Here is a 21,105-nt window from a genome sequence, read left to right as displayed (position 1 = left end):
GGGGGCCGGTCTGCTGATCGGCGCCGGTCGGCCGATCGGCTGATCGGTACCGGTGGGGCTGATCAGTACCAGCCGTTGGCCTGCCAGAAGTTCCAGGCCGCGACCGGGCTGCCGTAGCGGGAGTTCATGTAGTCGAGACCCCACTCGATCTGGGTCTCGGCGTTGGTCTTCCAGTCCGAGCCGGCGGAGGCCATCTTCGACGCCGGGAGGGCCTGGACCAGGCCGTACGCGCCCGAGGACGGGTTCGTCGCGTCGACGTCCCAGCCGCTCTCGCGCTCGACGATCTTGCTGAAGGCCTGGTACTGCGCGGAGTTCGGGATCAGCTTCTTCGCGATCGCCTTGGCGTCGGCCGGGGAGGCGGTGGTCGCGGCGTGGGCCGGGGTGGCGCTGACGGCCATACCGGCGGTGGCGGCGGCGACGGCGACACCGGTGAGGAACTTCTTGGGGGACGCGATACGGCGAATGCGGGAGACGGTCACGGCGAACCTTTGCTTCGGGGACAGGGCTGTCGCGGCATGCGTGGGCGCCGAGGCCCGGGGGGCTCGTCGGCGCCGTGCGACGTCATCCAGAGAAGCAGCCGGATCGAGGGTCCGCAATGACCCCTTTTACTAGTTGTGGTCGAATGAGGAGCTTTGGTGTCGTGTGTGACCTGGCTCTCAACGTGCAGGTCAGCGCGGTGGGCGACGTGAGCATGCCAGGGATATCGGCTCCTATGCCGCTTCGTATGTGACGTGCGTCCTGTGGGGCGCCTCACCGGCTGCTTACGGTTTTCCGGCCCGGAATGTGACCTGGGCCTCGAAGGCTGCCCGGCGCGTGGCCCGCCGGAGGGCCCGCAGGACCGCCGGACCGAGCAGCAGGGTCAGCACGACCGTGACGACCGCGCGGCCCAGGTCCCAGCCCAGCGACGTCGCCAGGCAGTAGGCGAGGAAGCGGGCCAGGTTCGCGGGGACCTCCGCCTCCGGGTCGAAGGCGATGGACGAGGCCAGCGCGCCCATGAACGGCCAGCCCGCCAGGTTCATGATCGTTCCGTAGGCGAACGCCGCGAGGCAGCCGTACGCCGACAGCAGCAGCAGCTCCGCGCGGCCCCGGAGGCGGTCCGCGCCCGGCAGCAGGCCCGCGCCCATCGTGAACCAGCCCATGGCCAGCATCTGGAACGGCATCCACGGCCCCACCCCGCCCGTAAGCAGGGCGGACGCGAACATCGTCACCGCGCCGAGCACGAAGCCGAAGCCGGGGCCGAGGACCCGGCCGCTGAGGACCATCAGGAAGAACATCGGCTCGATGCCCGCCGTCCCCGCGCCGATGGGGCGCAGCGCGGCCCCCGTCGCGGCCAGCACGCCGAGCATCGCCACCGCCTTCGGGCCGAGGCCCGACTCCGAGATCGTCGCCGCGACGACGGCCACGAGCAGCACGAGCAGGCCCGCGAAGAGCCAGGGCGCGTCCTGGGCGTGAGCGGTGATCTCGGCGGTGGGCGGGGCGAGGAAGGGCCAGAAGAAGGCCGCCGCGCCGACCGCGCTGACCAGGGTCAGGGCCAGGAGGGATCGGGGGCCCAGCCGGACGGCGCGCGCCTGGCGGTCGGGGGGCCGCGCGGCGGCGCCCTGCGCCCGGCTGTCCGAGGACCTCGTGAGAGGGTCCCGCGCCCGGCTGTCCGAGGACCCCACGAGAGGGTCCCGCGCCGGTCGGTCCGGGCGCCTCATGACAGCGCCTTTCGGACCTCGGCCACCGTCAGCCAGCGCTGCGGGGCGAGGATCTTGGTCACCTGCGGGGCGAAGGAGGGGGACGACACCACCACCTCCGCCGTGGGGCCGTCCGCGATCACCTCGCCCTCGGCGATCAGCACCACCCGGTGGGCCAGCTCGGCGGCCAGTTCCACGTCGTGCGTGGCGAGCACGATCGCGTGGCCCTCGGCGGCCAGCCCGCGCAGGAGCGACACCAGGCGGGCCTTCGCCGCGTAGTCGAGCCCTCGGGTCGGTTCGTCCAGGAGGAGAAGGGGCGGGCGGGCCGTGAGGACCACGGCCAGGGCGAGCGTCAGGCGCTGGCCCTCGGACAGGTCGCGCGGATGGGTGTCGTCCGCGATGCCGGGCAGGAGGTCCGAGACCAGGGCCCGGCAGGTGCCGGGGGCGGCGCCCGCGTCCGTGTCGGCCGCCGCGCACTCGGCGGCGACCGTGTCCGCGTACAGCAGGTCGCGGGGTTCCTGGGGGACCAGGCCGACCCGGCGTACGAGGTCGCGGGGGGCCGTACGGTGCGGGACCGCGCCGCCGACGCGGACCGTGCCGGACGACGGCTCCACCAGGCCGACCAGCGCCGACAGCAGCGTGGACTTGCCCGCGCCGTTGCGGCCCATCAGGGCGATCGTCTCGCCGGGGGAGACGGTCAGGTCGACTCCGCGCAGCGCCGTGACGCGGCCCCGGCGGACGGCGAGGGAGCGGACCTCGGCGACATGGGGAGTGGGGGCGCCGGTGGCGGGCGGCCCGGCGCGCAGCCAACGGCGGCGGCCGGGGGAGGGACGGGGCGGGGCGGCCGTACGGACGGGCGAAGGGGCGTCCGGCGGGGTGCTGTCGTCCGGGTGGGTGTGGAGGTCGTCTGCCTTGCGGCGGGTGTGCGGCGGGGTGTTGTCGTCCGGGTGGGTGTGGAGGTCGTGCGTGCTGCGGCGGGTGTGCGGCGCGGCGCTGTCGTCCGGGTGGGTGTGGAGGTCGTGCGTGCTGCGGCGGGTGTCCGGCGCGGTGCTGCCCTCCAGGCGGGTGCGCAGGTCTCCCGCCCTGCGGCGGGCGTCGCGGACCGTCAGCGGCAGCGGGGACCAGCCCGCCAGCCGGCCCAGCTCCACCACCGGCGGACACACCGGCGACACCGCCATCACCTCCGCCGGCGCGCCGATGCGCGGGACCGCGCCGGGAGAGGGGAGCAGCACGACGCGGTCGGCGTACTGGACGACCCGCTCCAGGCGGTGCTCCGCCATCAGGACCGTCGTGCCCAGGTCGTGGACCAGGCGCTGGAGGACGGCGAGGACCTCCTCGGCGGCGGCCGGGTCGAGGGCGGACGTCGGCTCGTCCAGCACGAGCACGCCCGGGTGCGGGGTGAGCACCGAGCCGATCGCCACGCGCTGCTGCTGGCCCCCGGACAGGGTGGCGATCGGGCGGTCGCGCAGGGCGGCCAGGCCCAGCAGGTCCAGCGTCTCCTCGACGCGGCGGCGCATGACGTCCGGGGGCAGGCCCAACGATTCCATGCCGTACGCGAGTTCGTCCTCGACGGTGTCGGTGACGAAGTGGGACAGCGGGTCCTGGCCCACCGTGCCGACGACGTCGGCCAGTTCGCGCGGCTTGTGGGTGCGGGTGTCCCGGCCCGCCACCGTGACCCGGCCGCGCAGGGTGCCCCCGGTGAAGTGCGGGACCAGTCCGCTCACCGCCCCCAGCAGGGTCGACTTGCCCACGCCCGACGGCCCGACGAGCAGGACCAGTTCGCCCTCGGGCACCTCGAAGTCGACGCCGGCGACGGTCGGTTCGGCGGCGCCGTCGTAGGTGACGGAGACGTCCTCGAAGCGGATCACGACGGTTCCTTGGGGGAGGGGGAGTCGGGGGCGGGGGCGGCGAACGCCGGGACCAGGCCCAGCAGGACGGCCGCCGCGGGCCACAGGGGGAGCACCGGGGCGGTCAGCGGGATCACGCCAGGGCTGAGGGCCGCCGGGTCGGTGGAGGCCGCCAGGAACAGCAGGGCGGCGACCGCGACGCCCGAGGCGGCGACCGCGCACGAGCGCGGGTTCCAGGTGTCGGGGCGGTAGCGGGTGCGCGGCGACCGGCGTCCGCCCAGCTTCAGCCCGGCCAGCGCGGCGGCGACCCCGCCGAGCAGCACCGGGACGCCGTAGCTGCCGCCCTCCGCCGTGAGCAGGCCGTACGTCCCCGCGCACACGCCGAGCAGACCGGCGAGGGTGAGCGCGGCCGTCGTCCGCCGCACCGCCACGGGGACCTGGGCGGTACGGCCGTAGCCGCGGGCGTCCATCGCGGCGGCCAGGGCGACGGAACGCTCCAGCGCACCCTCCAGCACCGGCAGCCCGACCTGGAGCAGACCCCGCATCCCCTTGTCGGGCCGCCCCCGCAACCGGCGTGCCGCGCGCAGGCGCTGGGCGTCCGCGATCAGGTGCGGGGCGAAGGTGAGCGCCACCACCACCGCGACGCCGGTCTCGTACAGCGCGCCCGGCAGCGACTTCAGCAGCCGGGACGGACTTGCCAGGGCGTTCGCCGCGCCGACGCAGATCAGCAGCGTGGCCAGGCGCAGGCCGTCGTACAGGGCGAAGACGAGCGTCTCGGCGGTGAGCCTGCCGCCCAGGCGGATGCCCTGCGCCCAGTCGGGCAGCGGCACTTCGGGGAGGGTGACCAGGACGTGCGTGCCGGGCAGGGGGGAGCCGAGGGCCACCGCGAAGACGAGCCGGACCAGCAGCACGGCGAGAGCCAGCTTGAGGAAGGCGCCGTAGGAACGGGACCAGGGGGTGTGCGGGCGGCGGGCGGCCACGACGTACGCGGAGACCGCGACGAGCAGACCGAGGAGCAGGGGGTTGGTCGTGCGGGTGGCGGCGGTGCCCAGGGCCAGCGCCCACAGCCACCAGGCGCCGGGGTGGACGCCGTTGCCGGACCGGTTGCCAGCCGCCGCCCGCACGTCACGCATCCCGGCGCCGCCGGGCCTGCCATACGGCCGCCGCGGCCAGCGCGACGACCGCGGCGCCGCCCGCGATCAGGCCCACGGACGGGCCCTCTCCCTCGTCGGAGTCCTGCTCCGCCGTGGAGCGGGCCGGCTGCTTCTCCTGCGTGCCGACCTGCTCCCCGCAGCCCTTGCGCGGGTAGCCGGCGATCGCGCACAGCAGGGCGTCGGCGTCGTAGCGCAGGGGCTTGGCGACGGCCGCGAGCGCCTCGGCCGTCGTCGCGTCCGGGCCGACCCGGGCGCAGGCCGTGCGTGCGGGCGGCGGGGTCTCGCCCGCGGGGGCGTCGGCCGCCGTGCCGAAGTCGAGGACCAGCGCGACGCGCTTGCGGCCGTCCTTCGCGGGCGTGCCGGCACAGATCTCGTCGAAGCGGGCCGTGCCGCGCGGCTTGGCGGAGTCCTGGGAGTCCGCGCTCACCGAGAAGCGGAAACCCTGCACGTCGCCGTCGGACGGGCGGGCCGTGGCGGGGCCCTCGGTGGCGTACGTCCAGCGGTCGCCGTCGCGCTCCCAGAAGGACCAGTAGCGGTAGCCGGCGGCGCTCGCCCCGCCGGCGCCGCCCAGGGTGAGGAGCAGCGCGGCCAGGGCGAGGGCGTGGCACCGGCGTATCACGGCCGCTGCCTCTTGTTGCGGCCGCTGAGCAGGAAGCCGATGCCGATGCCGGCGACCAGGCCGACGCCGATGATCCACCAGACGTCGGAGCCGCCGTCCTCGTCCTTCGTCTCCTTGTCTTCCTTCTCCTCGGCGGCCTCGGTCCGTGCCTGCTGCGGGGCGGGGCCGGTGGCGCCGAGCCGCTGCACCAGGTCCGTGCCGCCGAACGCGCGCGGGTCCGCGCCCGCCGCGCGGGCGGCGAGGATCAGCTGGGCGTAGGCGGCGGGGCCGCTCTGCTTCGCCCAGGCGGCGGAGTTCTTCTCCAGCCAGGCCAGCGGCCCGGCCGCCCGCTCGGCGCCGCCCTGCGCGGCGAGCGCCACGACCGCGTCGGCGGTGTTGCCGTAGTCCGGCTGGTCCTCGGCGCCGGGGAGGGCGGAGGTCAGGTGGCCGTCCTTCGCCGTCGCCGTCGCCAGGTACGCGGCGCCGTTGGCGGCGGCCTGCTCCGGGGTCGTGGCCTTGGCGCAGGCGGGCTTTCCGGCGGGCTTGCCGGGCTTCGCGGCCCCGGCGGTCAGGCCCTTGCCGAGGGCGCCGAGCACGCCGGCCGCCGTCGCGTCCGCGTTGGCCGCCAACTTGCCCTTCTTGTCGGGCTGGTAGGCGAAGGCGCCGCCGTCCTCGCCGCCGCAGGGCAGGGCGAGGGCGAGCAGGGCGTCGTAGGGGGACCTGCCCTTCCTGACGACCTCGGCGGGCTTCTCGCCGGCCGCGGCGAGGGCGCCGACGACGACGGAGGTGGAGTTGGCGTCGCTGGGGCCGCCGGGGGTGTAGCCCCAGCCGCCGTCGGCGTTCTGCGCGGACTTCAGCCAGGCCACGGCCTTGCCGGTAGCGGCGTCGTGGCCGCCGAGCGCGGCGAGCGCCTGGACGGCGGCGGCCGTGCTGTTGGTGTCCACCATCGTCTTGGCGTCGCACGCCTTGGCGGGCTCGGCGCGGAACGCCGCGAAGGCGCCGTTCGCGCACTGCTGCCCGGTCAGCCAGTCCACGGCCTCCGCGGCCGGCCGCACGCCCACCGCGTCCTGCGCGAGCAGGGCGAGGGACTGACGCCAGACGCCGTCGTAGGTGGGGTCGGCGTCGCCGTACAGCCCGGACGGGACGGTCACGGACGGCGAGGCGGACGGGCTCGGGTCGGCGGCGTGGGCGACGCCGGTCCCGGCGGCGCCGATCACGGCGGTGGCGGCGAGAGCCGCGGCGCTGCGGCGGACGTTCATGATCGGCGGGTGCCTCTCCCTGCGGGGAGCGCGGGCAGCACGGGGCACCCCCGGCGGCTCGGCTCCGTATACCTCGACGGTGCCGCGCACCGGCGGCGCCGGTGCACGTGAGCCGGTCACGGTCCCGTACGCGGCAGTCCGGCTCACCGGCCCGGCGGGCGCGGTTCACGGTTGCGGGTCAGCGCCGGATTCGCACCGGCTTCCCCCCGTACGGGTGTGATGACTTCGCCGCCACTTTACCGGCCCGTAGGCAGACGGCCGGTGGGCGCAGTCCCCCGGCCCCGTCGCCCGGCCCCGTCGAGCCCCTCGTCGCAGCCGCGGCGACCCCCGCCGCCTCAGCCCCGCCCCTGCCGTCCCGACGCCCCGACCGGCACCTCGATCAGCCGGCACGCCGTCTCGATGTCCGCGCCCACCTGGGCGATGGACGCCCGCCCCGACAGCCAGGTGACCAGCGCCGAGTGCCAGGTGTGCTCGATGACGCGGACGGCGGCCAGCTGGGCGGGCGTCGGCTCGCCCGGCAGGGCCATCGCGTCCAGGATGATCGCCGTCGTACGGCGGGACACCTCGTCCACCTCGGGGCTCACGCTGCGGTCCGCGAACGTCAGCGCGCGGACCATCGCGTCGGCCAGATGCGGCTCGCGCTGCAGCGCCCGGAAGGCCCGCATCAGGGTCTCCGCGACCCGTTCGGCCGCCGTCTCGCCGGTCGGCGGCTGCTTGCGCAGCGTGCCGTGCAGCCGCTCCAGTTGGTCCTGCATCACCGCGACCAGCAGATGGATCTTCGACGGGAAGTAGCGGTAGAGCGTGCCCAGGGCGACCTGCGAGGACTCGGCGACCTCCCGCATCTGCACCGCGTCGAAGCCGCCCCGCCCGGCCAGCTGGGCGCTCGCCCGCAGGATGCGGCGCCGGCGCGCCTCCTGCCGTTCGGTCAGGGGCGCGGCCTCCGCCGCGTCCCCCCGGTCTGCCTTCCCCACCCTGCGCACCCCCGGTTGTCGTGGCGTGAATCACCTGATCCACTTCTGACAGTGGCCTTACCTGCCGGTAGATTCGGAGCCTCTCGAACGATCAAGTCTGAAACTTGTTCTAGATTATCGTCCCGGCGTAGTCTCGCGGGACAGTGCAGGCAGAAGGGGACCCAGAGTGACCGCTGAGGCCAGTCGGACGGGCACCAGCCAGGACCCGGCCGCCGATGGCGAGCGACCGCTCCGCATCGCGCTCCTGACCTACAAGGGGAACCCGTTCTGCGGCGGCCAGGGCGTCTACGTCCGGCACCTCTCCCGCGAACTCGCCCGCCTCGGCCACCGCGTCGAGGTCATCGGCGCCCAGCCCTACCCCGTCCTCGACGAGGGCTACGACGGCCTGAGCCTCACCGAGCTGCCCAGCCTCGACCTCTACCGCCAGCCCGACCCCTTCCGCACCCCGAAGCGCGACGAGTACCGCGACTGGATCGACGCCCTCGAGGTCGCCACCATGTGGACCGGCGGCTTCCCCGAGCCGCTCACCTTCTCCCTGCGGGCCGGCCGCCATCTGCGCGCCCGGCGCGGCGACTTCGACGTCGTGCACGACAACCAGACCCTCGGCTACGGCCTGTTGGGCGACCTCGGCGCACCCCTGGTCACCACCGTCCACCACCCCATCACCGTCGACCGGCAGCTGGAGCTGGACGCGGCGCGCGGTGCGGCCCGCCGCTGGTCCGTGCGCCGCTGGTACGCCTTCACCCGGATGCAGAAGCGCGTCGCCCGCAGGCTGCCGTCCGTCCTCACCGTCTCCGGCACCTCCCGCCAGGAGATCGTCGAGCACCTCGGCATCCGCCGCGACCGCGTCCACGTCGTGCACATCGGCGCCGACACCGACCTGTTCTCGCCCGACCCGTCCGTGCCCCGCGTCCCCGGCCGCATCGTCACCACCTCCAGCGCCGACGTGCCGCTCAAGGGCCTGGTCTTCCTCGTGGAGGCGCTGGCCAAGGTGCGCACCGAACAGCCCGGCGCGCACCTCGTCGTGGTCGGCAAGCGCCCCGAGGACGGGCCGGTCGCCCGCGCGATCCGGCGCTACGGCCTCGACGGGGCCGTCGACTTCGTCAAGGGCATCTCCGACGCCGAACTGGTCGACCTGGTCCGCTCCGCCGAGGTGGCGTGCGTGCCGTCGCTGTACGAGGGCTTCTCGCTGCCGGCCGCCGAGGCCATGGCCACCGGCACGCCGCTGCTCGCCACGACCGGCGGGGCCATCCCCGAGGTCGCCGGGCCCGACGGGGAGACCTGTCTCGCCGTGCCGCCGGGCGACGCCGGGGCGCTGGCCGCCGGGCTCGATCGGCTGCTCGGCGACGCCGGGCTGCGGGAGCGGCTCGGGGCCGCCGGACGCGAGCGGGTGCTGCGCCGGTTCACCTGGGCGCGCGCCGCCGAGGGCACCGTCGCCCACTACCGCGAGGCCGTCGCCCGCTCCGCCGCCGAGGGCGGGGGCGCGGCGGCGGCGACGCCCCCGACCGTACAAGTGACCGCCGACTCCCACCGTGAAAGCAGGGCCTCGTGCTGACCGTCGACTTCTCCCGGTTCCCGCTCGCCCCGGGCGACCGCGTCCTGGACCTCGGCTGCGGGGCCGGACGGCACGCGTTCGAGTGCTACCGGCGCGGCGCGCAGGTGGTGGCGCTGGACCGCAACGGTGAGGAGATCCGCGAGGTCGCCAAGTGGTTCGCCGCGATGAAGGAGGCCGGCGAGGCCCCCGAGGGCGCCACCGCCACCGCCATGGAGGGCGACGCCCTCGCGCTGCCCTTCCCCGACGAGTCCTTCGACGTCGTCATCATCTCCGAGGTGATGGAGCACATCCCCGACGACAAGGGCGTCCTCGCCGAGATGGCGCGGGTGCTCAGGCCGGGCGGCCGGATAGCGATCACCGTGCCGCGCTACGGCCCCGAGAAGGTCTGCTGGGCCCTGTCCGACGCCTACCACGAGGTCGAGGGCGGCCACATCCGCATCTACAAGGCCGACGAACTCCTCGCCCGCATCCGCGAGGCCGGGCTGAAGCCGTACGGCACCCATCACGCGCACGCGCTGCACTCGCCGTACTGGTGGCTCAAGTGCGCCTTCGGCGTCGACAACGACAAGGCGCTGCCCGTGCGGGCGTACCACAAACTGCTGGTCTGGGACATCATGAAGAAGCCGCTGGCCACCCGGGTCGCCGAGCAGGCGCTCAACCCGCTGATCGGCAAGAGCTTCGTCGCCTACGCGACCAAGCCGCACCTGCCCCGGGTGGACGCCAAGTGACGACCTCCCGGACGGAACACCTGGTCCTGCCCGGGGTCCTCACCGCCGAACAGGCCGCCGCGACCGTCGCCGGGATCCTCGCCGTCCAGCGCGACGACGGCGCGCTGCCCTGGTTCCGCGGCCACCACCTCGACCCGTGGGACCACACCGAGGCCGCGATGGCACTGGACGCGGCCGGCGAACACGAGGCCGCCGGACGGGCCTACGAGTGGCTGGCCCGGCACCAGAACGACGACGGCTCCTGGTACGCCGCCTACGCCGACGGCGACTTCGCCGACGTCACGGACCGGGGCCGGGAGACCAACTTCGTCGCCTACGTCGCCGTCGGAGTGTGGCACCACTACCTCTCCACCGGCGACGACACCTTCCTCGACCGCATGTGGCCCGTGGTCTACGCCGCCGTCGAGTTCGTGCTGCGGCTCCAGCAGCCCGGCGGACAGATCGGCTGGCGGCGCGACGACGACGGCACGGCCGCCGCGGACGCGCTGCTCACCGGCTCCTCCTCCGTCCACCACGCGCTGCGCTGCGCCCTCGCCATCGCGGAGCAGCGCGAGGAACCGCAGCCCGACTGGGAGTTGGCGGCCGGCGCGCTGCGGCACGCCATCCGCAGCCACCCCGAGCGGTTCCTGGACAAGGACCGCTACTCCATGGACTGGTACTACCCCGTGCTGGGCGGCGCGCTGACCGGCGCGGAGGCGAAGTCCCGCATCGAGGAGAGCTGGGACCGCTTCGTCGTGCCCGGCCTCGGCGTGCGCTGCGTCCACCCGAACCCGTGGGTCACCGGCGGCGAGTCCGCCGAACTCGCCCTGGCCCTGTGGGCGATGGGGGAGTCCGACCGGGCCCTGGAGATCCTCCAGTCCATCCAGCACCTGCGCGACGACGGCTCCGGCCTGTACTGGACGGGCTACGTCTTCGAGGACGACGCCATCTGGCCCCGCGAACTGACCACCTGGACCGCCGGCTCCCTGCTCCTCGCGGTCGCGGCCCTGGGCGGCCACGAGGCGACGTGCGCGGTGTTCGGCGGGGAACGGCTGCCGCGGGGGCTGGAGACGGACTGCTGCGGGGCGGGCTGAGGACACGGGGGCCGGCCGGGCCCGAGGATGCCCGGGGCGGGCCGGGATGCCCCGGCCCGGGCCGGGTCCGAGGGCGCCGGGGGACGCTTTTCGGCCCCCTGCGCAGAGGTCCGTCGGCGGTGGTGACGCCCGGGTCCGTCCACCACCGCCCGCACCGTCAGTGGCGGTGCATGCGTCCCGCCACCGCATGGCCCACGAACAGGTAGACCACCGCCGCCAGGCCGTAGCCGGCGACCACGCGGGCCCAGGCCTCGTCGAAGGTGAACAGGTCGTGCGACCAGCCCGCCAGCCAGCGTGCCGCGTCGTGGACGAACTGGACGAAGTCGTTGGCCGGATTGGCGTCCAGCAGGTACATCAGGATCCACAGGACCAGGATCAGGGCCATGACGTCGGCCACGATCGCGATGACGCGACCCGCCTGGTTGGCGCCGCTGTGATATCGAGGGGACATGCCCTCCGTGTTGCCGCCAAATGCTGGCTGAAACGGGGCAGTTGACGATCACCGTTGATCGCCCTTCACCTCCCGTTGGCGCGGAGTCGACCCCTCCGGGGGATGATGTTCGCCGGGGTCCTTGATGATCCTGGCCCCCTGAGCGGCAGGAGGGCCGTTGTCCGAGGACCGAACCCCCGACAGAACTCCCCCGGTCGGCACGCCCCCGACCGGCGAACCGCGGCTCACCACCCGCCGCACCGCACGCCGGCGCCTGCCCCGGCACGTGCTCCTCGCCCTGCCGCTCGCCGTCGCCGGACTGCTCTCCCTGCTCGTGTCGGGCAACGTTCTGCGCCCCTTCGAACGCGTCACCGTGATCGAGGCGCGCATGGCGTCGAAGTCGGACTACTTCAAGGACCCGGAGGTGGAGCGGCTGCTGCTGGAGCACGGCATACGCGTCGACATCCACCGCCTCGGCTCCCGCGGCGTCGCCACCCAGTCCCTCACGGGCATGGACGTCGTCTTCCCCTCCGGACAGCCCGCGGCCCGGCTGATCCTCAACCGGCAGAACCGGTCCGTGCGTTCGGTACGCCCCTTCGTCTCGCCGCTCGTCCTCGGCACCTTCCGCGACTACGCCAAGACCCTCGTCACGGCCGGCGTCGCGACGCCCCAGCCCACGGCCGACGGCTCCCCCACGCTCTACTACAACCTGGACATGACCAGGTTCCAGAAGCTGCTCGACGGCGTGGACGACCCCGACGACCCCAAGGACGGCCGGGGCCCGGAGGCGGACACCTGGAACGGCATCGGCTTCGACGACATGACCGGGGGCGAGCGCAGCAACACCGGCCGCGTCCTCGTCCGCACCTCCAGCGTCTGCGAGTCCAACGCCGCCGGCACCTACCTGAGCCTCCTCTCCTTCGTCGCCAACGGCAACCGCACCCCGGGCACCGGCGACCGCGCCGCCGTGCGCAGGCTCGCCGCCGAGATCAAACCCCTCATCAACCTCCAGGGCATGTGGGCCGACGAACAGGCCGACAGCTACTTCTCCGACCTCGGCGAGTCCATCTCCCCCGTCTCCCTCATCTACGAGCACCAGTACCTCGCCCACCAGACCGCCCACCACGACAAGCACGACCGGCAGGACACCGACCGCGTCCTGCTCTACCCGACGCCCTACGCCCTCACCGAACCCCAGCTGATCGCCCTCAGCGGCGAGGGCGACCGCCTCGTGCGCGTGATGCAGGAGGACGACCGGCTGCGCCGCCGCGCCATAGAACTCGGCTTCCGCGTCCGCTTCTCCGGCGAGGACGGCACCAGCGAACAGCTCAACGCCCACCTGGAGCGGCACGGCATCCAGGTCCCCACCCCCAACCGCGACCAGACCAAGGTCTACGAACCCGCCCTGGAGGTCCTGGAGGAGATCATCGACCACGTCGGCAACTGCCCGCCCCCCGTCAAGGACGCCCCATGAGCCGCCTCACCCGCGCCCTCACGGCCGCCCTCGCGCTCACCCTCCTCGGCGCCGCCCTCACCTCCTGCACCGACGACCCCGACCACGTCACCCTGCGCGTCCTCGCCAGCCCCGAACTCGCCGACCTGCAACCACTGCTGGACGACCTGGAGGACGACACCGGCGTCGAACTGCACCTGGACTACGCGGCCAACGCCGACCTCGACGGCCAGTACCCGGCACCGCCCGGCACACAGCCGTACGACCTGGCCTGGCTCGCCTCCGACCGGTCCTTCCTCCTGCGGGTGCAGGACTCGGGCGGACGGCTTACCCGGCCCGAGAGCACCGCGATCATGCGCTCACCGGTCGTCGTCGGACTGCGCCCCGCCCTCGCCCGCACCCTGCGCGCCGACGCCCCCGGCGGGCGAATCTCCTGGGCCGACGTCGCCGACGCCGCCGCCGAAGGCGCCGTACGGTTCGGGATGGCCGACCCGCGCACCAGCGACACCGGCCGCGCCGCCCTCGTCGGCGTCGCCACCGCCGCCGCCGGCACCGGCACCGCCCTGCGCGAGAAGGACGTCTCCTGCGACCGGCTGCGCGGCTTCCGCTCCGGCCAGACCCTCACCGCGCCCAGCTCCCGCGACCTCCTCGACCGCTACGCCCGCGACCCCGCCCGCGCCGACGCGCTCATCGCCCACGAGTCCGAACTGCTCTCCCTCAACCGCTCCGGCGACCTCGCCGAACCGCTGGAGATCATCCACCCCGACGACGGCATGGTCCTCTCCGACTTCCCGCTCCTCCTCCTCGACCCCGACCGGCGGGACGCCTACCGCAGGGCGACGGACTGGCTGCTCGGCGACGAGGCACAGCGCGACATGATGCGCGCCACCTTCCGCCGCCCCGTCCACCAGGACGTCGCCCCCGCCCCCGAACTGCGCACCGCCGTCGGCAACGCCCTCTCCTTCCCCGACCGGCTCTCCATCGTCGAACGCCTCGTCGCCGACTACGGCGACCCCGCCACCCGCGCCGCTGACCAGGTCGTCTTCGTCCTCGACTTCTCCACCTCCATGCGCGGCGCCCGCATGGACCAACTGCGCGCCGCCTTCGCCGGGCTCAGCGGCGCCGACGACACCTCCACCGGCAAGTTCGCCCGCTTCTACCGCGGGGAACGCCTCACCGTCGTACGGTTCGGCGGGCGGGTCCTGGAGGAACGCACGGTGACCGTCCACGGCGACGCCGACCTGCGGGAACTCAACAGGACGGTCTCCGGGGGCGGTTACGACGACGCCACCGCCGTGTGGACCGCCCTCGACCACGGCTACCGCGTCGCCGCCGACGCCGTCCGCGACGACCCCGGACGACCGGTGTCGATCGTGCTGATGACCGACGGAGAGAACAACGCGGGCCTGTCGTACGAGGAGTTCCTGCGCCGGCACGAGACCCTCGGCTCCGAGGCCGACGAAGTCCCCGCCTTCCCCGTCCAGTTCGGAGAGGCCGACGCCACCGCCCTCGACCGGGTCGCCGACGCGACCGGAGGCCGCGTGGTGGACGCGGGCCGCTCCTCCCTCACCGACGCGTTCAAGGAGATCCGTGGGTGTCATTGACAGTCAGTGGTGGGGCCTGTGGTGGCCGTGGCTGCTCGTCTGGGCCCTGACGGCCGTCTGCTGCGCCGTCCTGCTCCGGTACGCCCTGCTGCGCCTGGGCTGGCTGCGCAGGCCCCGGAGGCGGAGCGGGCGCACGGTCCTCGGCATGTGCTTCTACCTGCACAAACAGCGGGTCATGGACATCTACGAGGCCGGCCGCTTCTCCGAGGCCCTCGCCGAGGAGGTCGCCGACCGGATGAACGTCACGACCAACCTGGGCTTCGTCGGCAAGCTGTTCTCCTGGACCGGCAAGGCCGACCGGGGCGTCACCAAGGAACGCGTCACGACGTACCTGCGGGAGAGCACCCCCATGAACGTCATCGGCGTCCTCATGGACACCATGCGCAAGGAGGACATGGTCGTCGACGCCGACCTCATCACCGGCCGCCTCGTCCTCAACCGCGCCCTCTCCGACGACCCCCCGGCCGGCTCCGAGGACGGCCGGATCCCGCTGAGCGCCGTCACCACGGAGTGGGTCTCCGTCACCGGCCGCTTCACCGCGAGCCGCACCGAGAACGGCGACGTCCTGCTGCGCGCCCGCTACGGCACCGGCGAACCCGCCGCCCACGTCGTGGTCATCTGCCACGAGGCCGAGGGGCGCGGCGAGTTCCGCAACCCGGACTACTACCAGGGCGAATTCCAGGCCCGCTGCCTCGGCATGGTGCGCACCTGGATCCCGGAGCGCCGGGAGCTGACGCTGGACCCGCTGGCCATCTTCCGCTGAGCGACGCGGAGCAGCGCAGCGGAGAGTGCGACGGCCTCCCACCCCGGGCGGGGTGGGAGGCCGTCGCGCGTCGGCGTAGGGCGTCAGCCGCGCTGGATGCCGCTCGTGTCCTGCAGCACGCCCCGGCGGCCGTCCTGCGTCTGCGCGACCAGCGCCGCGCCGCGCTGCTCGACGGCCAGGTACCAGGTGCCCGGCGCCAGTTCGGCGATCGGGGTCGGCGAGCCGTCCTCCGCGAACAGCGGACGCGGCACCGGCACCGCGAACCAGAACGGGGAGAAGTCCCCGGCCGGCTGCTGCGGCTGCGCGGCCGGGCCGGGCTGGGGCTGCTGCTGGCCGTAGGGCTGAGCGGCGGCGGGACCGCCCGGCTGCGGCTGGCCGCCGAAGGACGACGGCTGCTGCTGGGCGCCCGGGTAGCCGTAACCGCCCTGCGGCTGACCGCCGTAGGGCGGCTGCGGAGCGGCGGGACGCGGGGCCGGGACGAGGGGGGCCTTGAGGGCGGGGACCAGGGGGGAGGCCAGGGCGGCAGCGGCCATCACCAGCGTGGCCACGAGCGCCAGGATCAGGCCGACGCCGGCACCGATGTCGCTGTCGCTCGCGCCCTCGAAGTTGTCGGCGCCACCCATCACGTCGAAGACGTTGCCCAGCGCGCTCCACGCGGCGAAGACGGTGAAGGCGACCCCGAACGGGCCCAGGTCGAGGCCCGCGACCTTCGGCGGCTGCGGCAGCCCCCGGGCGACGACGACGAGCGCGGCGCCGATGATCCCGGCCAGGACGACACCGAGCAGGACCGGCCCGCTGCTCCACAGGTTCGGGATGTCGAGGCTGTCGGGGGCGTCGTCGAGCGAGTACAGGTCGAGGAACGACGCGATGAACAGCAACACCGCTGCTCCGATCACCACGCCGTCGCCTCGAGTGAGGGAGCGGATATTCACTTCAGGTCCTTCGTAGGTCGTCTCGTCGTCGGCAGAGGCGTCGCTGTCACCGTGTCGCCGTCAGGCCGGGTGGGAAGCGCGGGGGTGGCCCCTCATCGTCGGGACGACACTATCGTCCGTCCGATCACGCTGTCCGCCGGGACCGAGGCGTCGATCACCGTCCGCGCAGAAAACCCACGATTCCCTCGGAGATCCCCTGCGCCGCCTTCTGCCGCCAGGCGCTGCTGGTCAGCAGTGCCGCGTCCTTGCTATCGCGCATGTTGCCGCACTCGACGAACACCTTCGGAACCGTTGACAGATTGAGACCGCCCAGGTCCTCACGTGTGACGAGACCGGTACCGCCGCCCACATAGTTGGAGGGCGCACTGCCCGTCACCCGCACCAGCTCGCCGGCGATCCGCTCGCCCAACTCCCGGGAGGGCGCGACGATCCGCCGGGTGTCGGCCGCGCCCGCGTCGACCGCGCCCGGCAGGATCACGTGGAACCCCCGGTTGCCCGCCCCGGATCCGTCCGCGTGGATCGACACCACGGCGTCCGCGCGCGCCTCGTTCCCGATCCGCGCCCGCTCGTCGATGCACGGTCCGTACGGCCGGTCGTCGTCCTGCGTCAGCCTCACCGTGGCGCCCTGCTCCCGCAGCAGCTCCCGCATCCGCCGCGCCACGTCCAGCGTGAACTCGGCCTCCCGGTAACCCGAGTCGGTGGCCGTGCCGGTGGTGTCGCACTCCTTGCGCGCCGTCCCGATGTCCACCGGGCGGTTGATCTCGGTGGTGTGGGTGAAGTTGCCGGGATTGTGGCCGGGGTCGAGGACGATCACCTTGCCCGCGAGGGGGCCGGAGGCGGCCGGGGCCGGAGAGCCGGTCGGCTCCTTCCCCTCGGGGGAGGGCAGGGACGTCGCGCCGGTCGAGCCCGCCGGGGCCGTGGAGGCGGCCGGGGCGGTCGCGGCACGGGAGCCGCTGCCCTCGCCCGGCCCGCCCACGGTCTCGTACGCCAGCCAACCCAGCAGCGCCCCCGGCGCCAGCGCGGCGAGCGCCACGATCAGCACCGTGCGGCGGCGCCGGCGCGGGGGGACGTCGAATTCCGGACCGGTGTAGGACACGTCCGCGAGCCTAACCGTGCCCTGCGAGCGCCCGTGCTCAGATCCCCTGCCCGGTACGCCGCAGCACGCGCAGCGAACCGGTGGCCGACACCTCGGTGAACGCGCCCGAGGCCAGCGCGCGCAGGTGGACGCGGTACGGGGCCTGCCCCGTGAACTCGTCCACCGGGTCCGGGAAGACGTCGTGGATCACCAGCAGACCGCCCTCGGCGACATGCGGCGCCCAGCCCTCGTAGTCGGCGTTCGCGTGCTCGTCGGTGTGACCGCCGTCTACGAAGACCAGGCCCAGCGGCGCGTTCCAGAGCCGCGCGATCTGCGGGGAACGGCCGACCAGCGCGACGACGTGCTCCTCCAGGCCCGCGCGGTGCAGCGTGCGGCGGAACGTGGGCAGCGTGTCCATCAGGCCGATCTCCGGGTCCACCGTCTCCGGGTCGTGGTAGTCCCAGCCGGGCTGCTGCTCCTCGCTGCCCCGGTGATGGTCGACCGTGAGCGCGGTCACCCCGGCCGCGCGGGCCGCGTCGGCGAGCAGGACCGTGGAACGCCCGCAGTACGTGCCGACCTCCAGGAGCGGCAGCCCCAGCCGCCCCGCCGCCACGGCCGCCCCGTACAGCGCCAGCCCCTCGTCGACGGGCATGAACCCCTTCGCACCCTCGAACGCGGCCAGGATCTCCGGCTTCGGCGCCGCGGTCATGGGGGGCATGGGGGTCCTTCCGTCGTACGTCCCTGTGGGCGCACCATGCTGCCGTACGCGCCGCTCGGCGTGAGGGCCGGGTCGACCACCGTCTCGCCGGTCAGCACCTGCCGGACGGCCGTGACCAGGTCGTTCACCGGGCCGTCCTTGATGAGGAAACCGGCGGCGCCGGCGGCGAGGGCCCGCTCCAGCAGGCCCGGGCGGGCGGCCGTGGCGAGGATCAGCACCCGGCAGTCCGGCGCCTGGTCGCGCAACTCGACCGCGACGTCCACCCCGTCCGTGCCGTGCGGACCGGGCCGCTCGGCGTCCACGAGGGCGACGTCCGGGCGGTGCGTGAGCGCCGCCGCCACCACGTCCGCCCCGGCCGGCACCTGCGCCACCACCCGCAGGTCCGCCGCCAGCTGCAGCAGCACGGCCAACGCCCCGCGACCGACGCTCCCGTCCTCGGCCAGGAGCACCCGCACGGACCGGGCCGGGCGGTGGTCGCGGGGCATCTCGTTCACGGGGTCAGCGTAGGCCGCAGGGGGTGATGCGGCCTGTCGGTCCGGCCGTCCGGCCGTCTGTGCGTCCGTGCGTCTGTGGAACGTCCGTGCGTCCGTGCGTGCGGAGGCCGGTCGACCCCCACGCCGGGGTAGGCACAGGCCATGCCCCTCGACGCAGCCAAGGCCCTCGCCGCCGAGCCCCGCTCGCGTGAGATCGCCTGGACCCCCAAGGACGTCCTCCTCTACCACCTCGGCATCGGCGCCGGCCGCCCCGCCACCGACCCGCGCGAACTCCGCTACACCCTGGAGTCCCGGCTCCACGTCCTGCCCTCCTTCGCCACCGTCGCCGGAGCCGGCGCCCCAGGAGTGATCGAGGCCCTCTCCGTCCCCGGCGTCGACGTCGACCTCGCCCGCGTCCTGCACGCCGGCCAGTCCCTGCGCCTGCACCGCCCGGTCCCGCCCGAGGGACGCGCCGCCGTCACCTCCCGGCTCACCGCCGCGTACGACAAGGGCACGGCCGCGCTGCTGGTCCTGCGCACCGACGCCGCCGACGCGGACGGGCCGCTGTGGACCGAGGAGGCGCGGGTCTTCGTGCGGGGCGAGGGCGGATGGAGCGGCGACCCGGGACCGACGCACCGGCCCACGCCGCCGGGCGAGCCATCGGACGCGCCGACGGACTCGTCGTCGTACCGGACCGTCGAACTACCCGTCCGCGAGGAGCAGGCCCTGCTCTACCGGCTCTCCGGCGACCTCAACCCCTTGCACGCCGATCCCGCCTTCGCACGGGCCGCCGGTTTCGACCGGCCCGTGCTGCACGGGCTGTGCACCTACGGCATGACCCTGAAGGCGGTCGTGGACACGCTGCTCGACGGGGACGTGACGCGGGTGCGGTCGTACGACGCCCGGTTCGCGGGGGTGGCGTATCCGGGGGAGACGCTGCGCGTGCGGATGCGGCGGGAGAGGGCGGGGGCGGCGGCGCCACCGGGGGCGGACGTACCGGTGCGGGTGGAGGTGACCGCGGTCGAGCGGGGCGACGCGCCGGTGCTCACGGAGACGGTCGTCGGCTGCGGGTGAGGGCGACGGGACGAAGACGGCGGACGAAGGCGAAGGCCCCGTTCGCCGGATGGCGAACGGGGCCTCGGTCACCGCTCGCTGAGCGGGTTACTCGTCGACCTGCTACTCGTTGTCCGTACTGCTCGTCGCCTAACCCTGCCGTGCGCCGGCCGGCTGCTCCGCGGGCTTGCGGTGCCGGCCGCGCGGGGCCGTCTCGGTGTCGTGCGCCGAGACCGCTCCCCGGTGCCGGCCGTGGCCGGGACCGGGCTGCTGGGCGTCGTGCGGCTGCTGGGACGTGCTGGACGTGCTGACGTCGCTCGTCGGAAGCATCGGAAGAACTCACCCCGTCAAAACATGATCTTTCCTACAGCCGGGCGAGTTTAACCGGCCGCACACGGGGCGAATCCAGGCGGCCACGCCGACTGCCGCTACTTCGTTACAAGCCGGTCCAGCGGGGCCTGTTGCAGCGGAACGGGGCGGGGCGCGAGTGGTTCCGGAGGGTCCGGTTCCGTCGGCTCCCCAGGTGCGGAAGCCGTGCCGTCGTCCGGGACCGGACCCTCCGGGTTCGTGTCCCCCGGAACCGGGAACTCCGCTGGTTCCAGGGGAAGTTCGGCCACCCCGCAGGGCGTCGCCGCGGTGGCGTACGGCAGTCGCAGCACACCGTCGCGGGTCCACACCCCCGAGCCCGCCAACCAGCCCTGGGGCGCGGCGAGATGGCGTACGCGCCGGTCGGCCGGGCGCCACATGCCCACCCAGCCGCCGCCCGGCCCGTCCACCCGCAACGCCACCGCGCAGCTCTCCGGCGTCAGCACCTGCCCCGGCTGCACCGCGAAGGGCGTCAGCGCGCAGCCCTCGATCCGCAGCGACTCCGGGAACCGCACCGGCAGCATGCTCCCCAGCACCCCCCAGCCCAGCCGGCCGCCCTCACCCGGCGCGGGTGCGTCGGAGTGGATCAGCAGCAGCCCGCTGTCGACGTCGGCGAGCAGCAGCCGGTCGTCGCTGCCGGCGGCGATCTGCAGCAGCGGCGTGATCTCGCCGCCCCGCGCGAGGTCCACCACGACCGTCTTGGTGCGGCCGTCGACCTCCCGGTCCAGGGCCAGCATCCGCCCCGAGTCGTCCAGCCACACCCCGCCCGAGCAACGCCCGGGGATCTCCGCGAGATGCTCCGGCCCGAAAGCGCCGCCCGCCACCAGCCACACGGCGCTCGCGTGCCGGCCCACGGCGAGGGCGTACGCCCGCTCGCCGCCCGGCGCGGGCGGCAGCAGCCGTACCAGTGTGTCGTCGTCCCGGCAGTCGACCGCGCCGAGCGGCAGCTCACCGGTGCCCGGTCCGGTCGGGTACAGCAGCGCGAACAGGTGGCGCCCGTCGGCGACCCGATGGATCAGCACCCGGCCGTCGCCCATCGGCTGCACCTCGGTGCCGGGCTCCTCCGGCTGGTGCGCGGGCAGCGGCACGGCGTACGGCTCGGGGCCGTCCAGCGTCCAGCGCTCCGGGAACCACGCGTCACCGCCGCCCGCCAGCCGGGCCGCGTAGGAACCGTCCACCGTGATCACGCAGCCCGGCCGCCGACGGGGCCGCGGGGCCGGGGTCGCGGCGTCCTCGTCCGTCGCGCGGGTCGAGCGGGGCGCCTCTCGCTTCAGCGCAGCCGGATACTCGGGAGACGCACAGGCCGTCATCGTTCGATCACCTCCAGTGAGGACGCTAGTTTTCGCACGCACAGGCGGCGCGGCGCCCGCCGAACGC

General features: G+C 74.3%; 21 protein-coding genes. 7 read left to right on the top strand and 14 right to left on the bottom strand.

The features are described 5' to 3' along the window. Positions 1–62: 62 nt before the first annotated feature. From ACZ6KF_RS01045 to ACZ6KF_RS01015, 7 genes are all read right to left on the bottom strand, one after another. Positions 63–479 carry an aggregation-promoting factor C-terminal-like domain-containing protein gene (locus tag ACZ6KF_RS01045; RefSeq protein WP_469236673.1) on the bottom strand — a complete coding sequence of 139 codons (417 nt, stop codon included), beginning with the start codon at positions 477–479 and terminating at the stop codon, positions 63–65. A 282-nt stretch (positions 480–761) separates the two neighbouring features. Then, complete coding sequence (locus ACZ6KF_RS01040) at positions 762–1,661, bottom strand: ECF transporter S component (RefSeq protein ID WP_469236671.1); 900 nt, start codon at positions 1,659–1,661, stop codon at positions 762–764. Positions 1,662–1,693: 32 nt separating this feature from the next. Continuing rightward, entirely contained in the window at positions 1,694–3,544 is a 1,851-nt protein-coding gene (locus tag ACZ6KF_RS01035; protein ID WP_469236669.1) for an ABC transporter ATP-binding protein, read from the bottom strand. Next, on the bottom strand, positions 3,541–4,656 hold the full coding sequence (locus ACZ6KF_RS01030) for a CbiQ family ECF transporter T component (protein WP_469236667.1): 1,116 nt from the start codon (positions 4,654–4,656) through the stop codon (positions 3,541–3,543). The genes ACZ6KF_RS01035 and ACZ6KF_RS01030 overlap by 4 nt, the downstream gene beginning before the upstream one ends. After that, complete coding sequence (locus ACZ6KF_RS01025) at positions 4,649–5,296, bottom strand: SCO2322 family protein (protein ID WP_469236664.1); 648 nt, start codon at positions 5,294–5,296, stop codon at positions 4,649–4,651. The genes ACZ6KF_RS01030 and ACZ6KF_RS01025 overlap by 8 nt, the downstream gene beginning before the upstream one ends. Beyond that, positions 5,293–6,534, bottom strand: a complete 1,242-nt coding sequence (locus tag ACZ6KF_RS01020) for a prenyltransferase/squalene oxidase repeat-containing protein (RefSeq protein WP_469236662.1) — start codon at positions 6,532–6,534, stop codon at positions 5,293–5,295. The genes ACZ6KF_RS01025 and ACZ6KF_RS01020 overlap by 4 nt, the downstream gene beginning before the upstream one ends. Positions 6,535–6,869: 335 nt before the next feature. Then, positions 6,870–7,505, bottom strand: coding sequence for a TetR family transcriptional regulator (locus tag ACZ6KF_RS01015; protein WP_356632195.1), 636 nt, complete (start codon positions 7,503–7,505; stop codon positions 6,870–6,872). Between the two features lie 166 nt (positions 7,506–7,671). Here ACZ6KF_RS01015 and ACZ6KF_RS01010 point away from each other — a divergent pair, with 166 nt between their 5' ends. Genes ACZ6KF_RS01010 through ACZ6KF_RS01000 form a run of 3 tightly spaced genes read left to right on the top strand, consistent with a single transcriptional unit; the run spans position 7,672 to position 10,861 of the window. Then, a complete protein-coding gene (locus ACZ6KF_RS01010) occupies positions 7,672–9,060 on the top strand; it encodes a glycosyltransferase family 4 protein (RefSeq protein ID WP_356632193.1) in 1,389 nt (462 codons plus the stop codon). Then, positions 9,054–9,788, top strand: coding sequence for a class I SAM-dependent methyltransferase (locus ACZ6KF_RS01005; protein ID WP_356632191.1), 735 nt, complete (start codon positions 9,054–9,056; stop codon positions 9,786–9,788). The genes ACZ6KF_RS01010 and ACZ6KF_RS01005 overlap by 7 nt, the downstream gene beginning before the upstream one ends. Beyond that, positions 9,785–10,861, top strand: coding sequence for a prenyltransferase/squalene oxidase repeat-containing protein (locus tag ACZ6KF_RS01000; RefSeq protein WP_356632189.1), 1,077 nt, complete (start codon positions 9,785–9,787; stop codon positions 10,859–10,861). Before ACZ6KF_RS01005 ends, ACZ6KF_RS01000 begins: the two co-directional genes overlap by 4 nt. A gap of 157 nt (positions 10,862–11,018) precedes the next feature. Here ACZ6KF_RS01000 and ACZ6KF_RS00995 read toward each other — a convergent pair whose 3' ends face one another. Beyond that, the gene (locus ACZ6KF_RS00995) at positions 11,019–11,312 is read right to left on the bottom strand and encodes a hypothetical protein (protein ID WP_356632187.1); all 294 of its coding nucleotides are present in this window, start codon (positions 11,310–11,312) and stop codon (positions 11,019–11,021) included. 157 nt (positions 11,313–11,469) lie between these two features. On the opposite strand from ACZ6KF_RS00995, the gene ACZ6KF_RS00990 reads away from it, so the two are divergent. Genes ACZ6KF_RS00990 through ACZ6KF_RS00980 form a run of 3 tightly spaced genes read left to right on the top strand, consistent with a single transcriptional unit; the run spans position 11,470 to position 15,111 of the window. Beyond that, positions 11,470–12,765: a hypothetical protein gene (locus ACZ6KF_RS00990; protein WP_469236660.1), complete on the top strand. Its 1,296-nt coding sequence runs from the start codon at positions 11,470–11,472 to the stop codon at positions 12,763–12,765. Beyond that, positions 12,762–14,348, top strand: coding sequence for a substrate-binding and vWA domain-containing protein (locus ACZ6KF_RS00985; RefSeq protein WP_469236657.1), 1,587 nt, complete (start codon positions 12,762–12,764; stop codon positions 14,346–14,348). The genes ACZ6KF_RS00990 and ACZ6KF_RS00985 overlap by 4 nt, the downstream gene beginning before the upstream one ends. After that, entirely contained in the window at positions 14,335–15,111 is a 777-nt protein-coding gene (locus ACZ6KF_RS00980) for a hypothetical protein (protein WP_356632181.1), read from the top strand. Before ACZ6KF_RS00985 ends, ACZ6KF_RS00980 begins: the two co-directional genes overlap by 14 nt. Positions 15,112–15,194: 83 nt before the next feature. Here ACZ6KF_RS00980 and ACZ6KF_RS00975 read toward each other — a convergent pair whose 3' ends face one another. The 4 genes from ACZ6KF_RS00975 to ACZ6KF_RS00960 all read right to left on the bottom strand — a co-directional run bounded on the left by ACZ6KF_RS00975 (position 15,195) and on the right by ACZ6KF_RS00960 (position 18,330). After that, positions 15,195–16,043, bottom strand: a complete 849-nt coding sequence (locus tag ACZ6KF_RS00975) for a hypothetical protein (protein WP_356632179.1) — start codon at positions 16,041–16,043, stop codon at positions 15,195–15,197. Positions 16,044–16,197: 154 nt separating this feature from the next. Further along, the gene (locus tag ACZ6KF_RS00970) at positions 16,198–17,139 is read right to left on the bottom strand and encodes an N-acetylmuramoyl-L-alanine amidase (RefSeq protein ID WP_356632177.1); all 942 of its coding nucleotides are present in this window, start codon (positions 17,137–17,139) and stop codon (positions 16,198–16,200) included. A gap of 37 nt (positions 17,140–17,176) precedes the next feature. Further along, the gene (locus ACZ6KF_RS00965) at positions 17,177–17,827 is read right to left on the bottom strand and encodes a class I SAM-dependent methyltransferase (RefSeq protein ID WP_356632287.1); all 651 of its coding nucleotides are present in this window, start codon (positions 17,825–17,827) and stop codon (positions 17,177–17,179) included. Further along, a complete protein-coding gene (locus ACZ6KF_RS00960; RefSeq protein ID WP_469158029.1) occupies positions 17,824–18,330 on the bottom strand; it encodes a response regulator in 507 nt (168 codons plus the stop codon). The genes ACZ6KF_RS00965 and ACZ6KF_RS00960 overlap by 4 nt, the downstream gene beginning before the upstream one ends. A 141-nt stretch (positions 18,331–18,471) precedes the next feature. On the opposite strand from ACZ6KF_RS00960, the gene ACZ6KF_RS00955 reads away from it, so the two are divergent. Beyond that, the gene (locus ACZ6KF_RS00955; RefSeq protein ID WP_469236655.1) at positions 18,472–19,383 is read left to right on the top strand and encodes a MaoC/PaaZ C-terminal domain-containing protein; all 912 of its coding nucleotides are present in this window, start codon (positions 18,472–18,474) and stop codon (positions 19,381–19,383) included. A gap of 129 nt (positions 19,384–19,512) precedes the next feature. Here the strand turns inward: ACZ6KF_RS00955 and ACZ6KF_RS00950 are convergent, their stop codons facing one another. Both ACZ6KF_RS00950 and ACZ6KF_RS00945 read right to left on the bottom strand, forming a co-directional pair. Continuing rightward, positions 19,513–19,692, bottom strand: a complete 180-nt coding sequence (locus tag ACZ6KF_RS00950; protein ID WP_469158031.1) for a hypothetical protein — start codon at positions 19,690–19,692, stop codon at positions 19,513–19,515. 98 nt (positions 19,693–19,790) lie between these two features. Beyond that, the gene (locus tag ACZ6KF_RS00945) at positions 19,791–21,038 is read right to left on the bottom strand and encodes a hypothetical protein (RefSeq protein ID WP_469236653.1); all 1,248 of its coding nucleotides are present in this window, start codon (positions 21,036–21,038) and stop codon (positions 19,791–19,793) included. Positions 21,039–21,105: the final 67 nt, after the last annotated feature.

This window comes from Streptomyces sp. NPDC046379 (assembly GCF_055587785.1).
The sequence above is the reverse complement of the archived record's forward strand: the minus strand, read 5'-3'. Positions and strand labels throughout refer to the sequence as shown.

Coding starts and splice junctions, on each gene's coding strand:
- ACZ6KF_RS01020 (WP_469236662.1), bottom strand. CDS start 6,534: ATGAACGTCCGCCGCAGCGCCGCGGCTCTCGCCGCCACCGCCGTGATC.
- ACZ6KF_RS00995 (WP_356632187.1), bottom strand. CDS start 11,312: ATGTCCCCTCGATATCACAGCGGCGCCAACCAGGCGGGTCGCGTCATC.
- ACZ6KF_RS00965 (WP_356632287.1), bottom strand. CDS start 17,827: ATGACCGCGGCGCCGAAGCCGGAGATCCTGGCCGCGTTCGAGGGTGCG.
- ACZ6KF_RS00945 (WP_469236653.1), bottom strand. CDS start 21,038: ATGACGGCCTGTGCGTCTCCCGAGTATCCGGCTGCGCTGAAGCGAGAG.
- ACZ6KF_RS00955 (WP_469236655.1), top strand. CDS start 18,472: ATGCCCCTCGACGCAGCCAAGGCCCTCGCCGCCGAGCCCCGCTCGCGT.
- ACZ6KF_RS01030 (WP_469236667.1), bottom strand. CDS start 4,656: ATGCGTGACGTGCGGGCGGCGGCTGGCAACCGGTCCGGCAACGGCGTC.
- ACZ6KF_RS00950 (WP_469158031.1), bottom strand. CDS start 19,692: ATGCTTCCGACGAGCGACGTCAGCACGTCCAGCACGTCCCAGCAGCCG.
- ACZ6KF_RS00985 (WP_469236657.1), top strand. CDS start 12,762: ATGAGCCGCCTCACCCGCGCCCTCACGGCCGCCCTCGCGCTCACCCTC.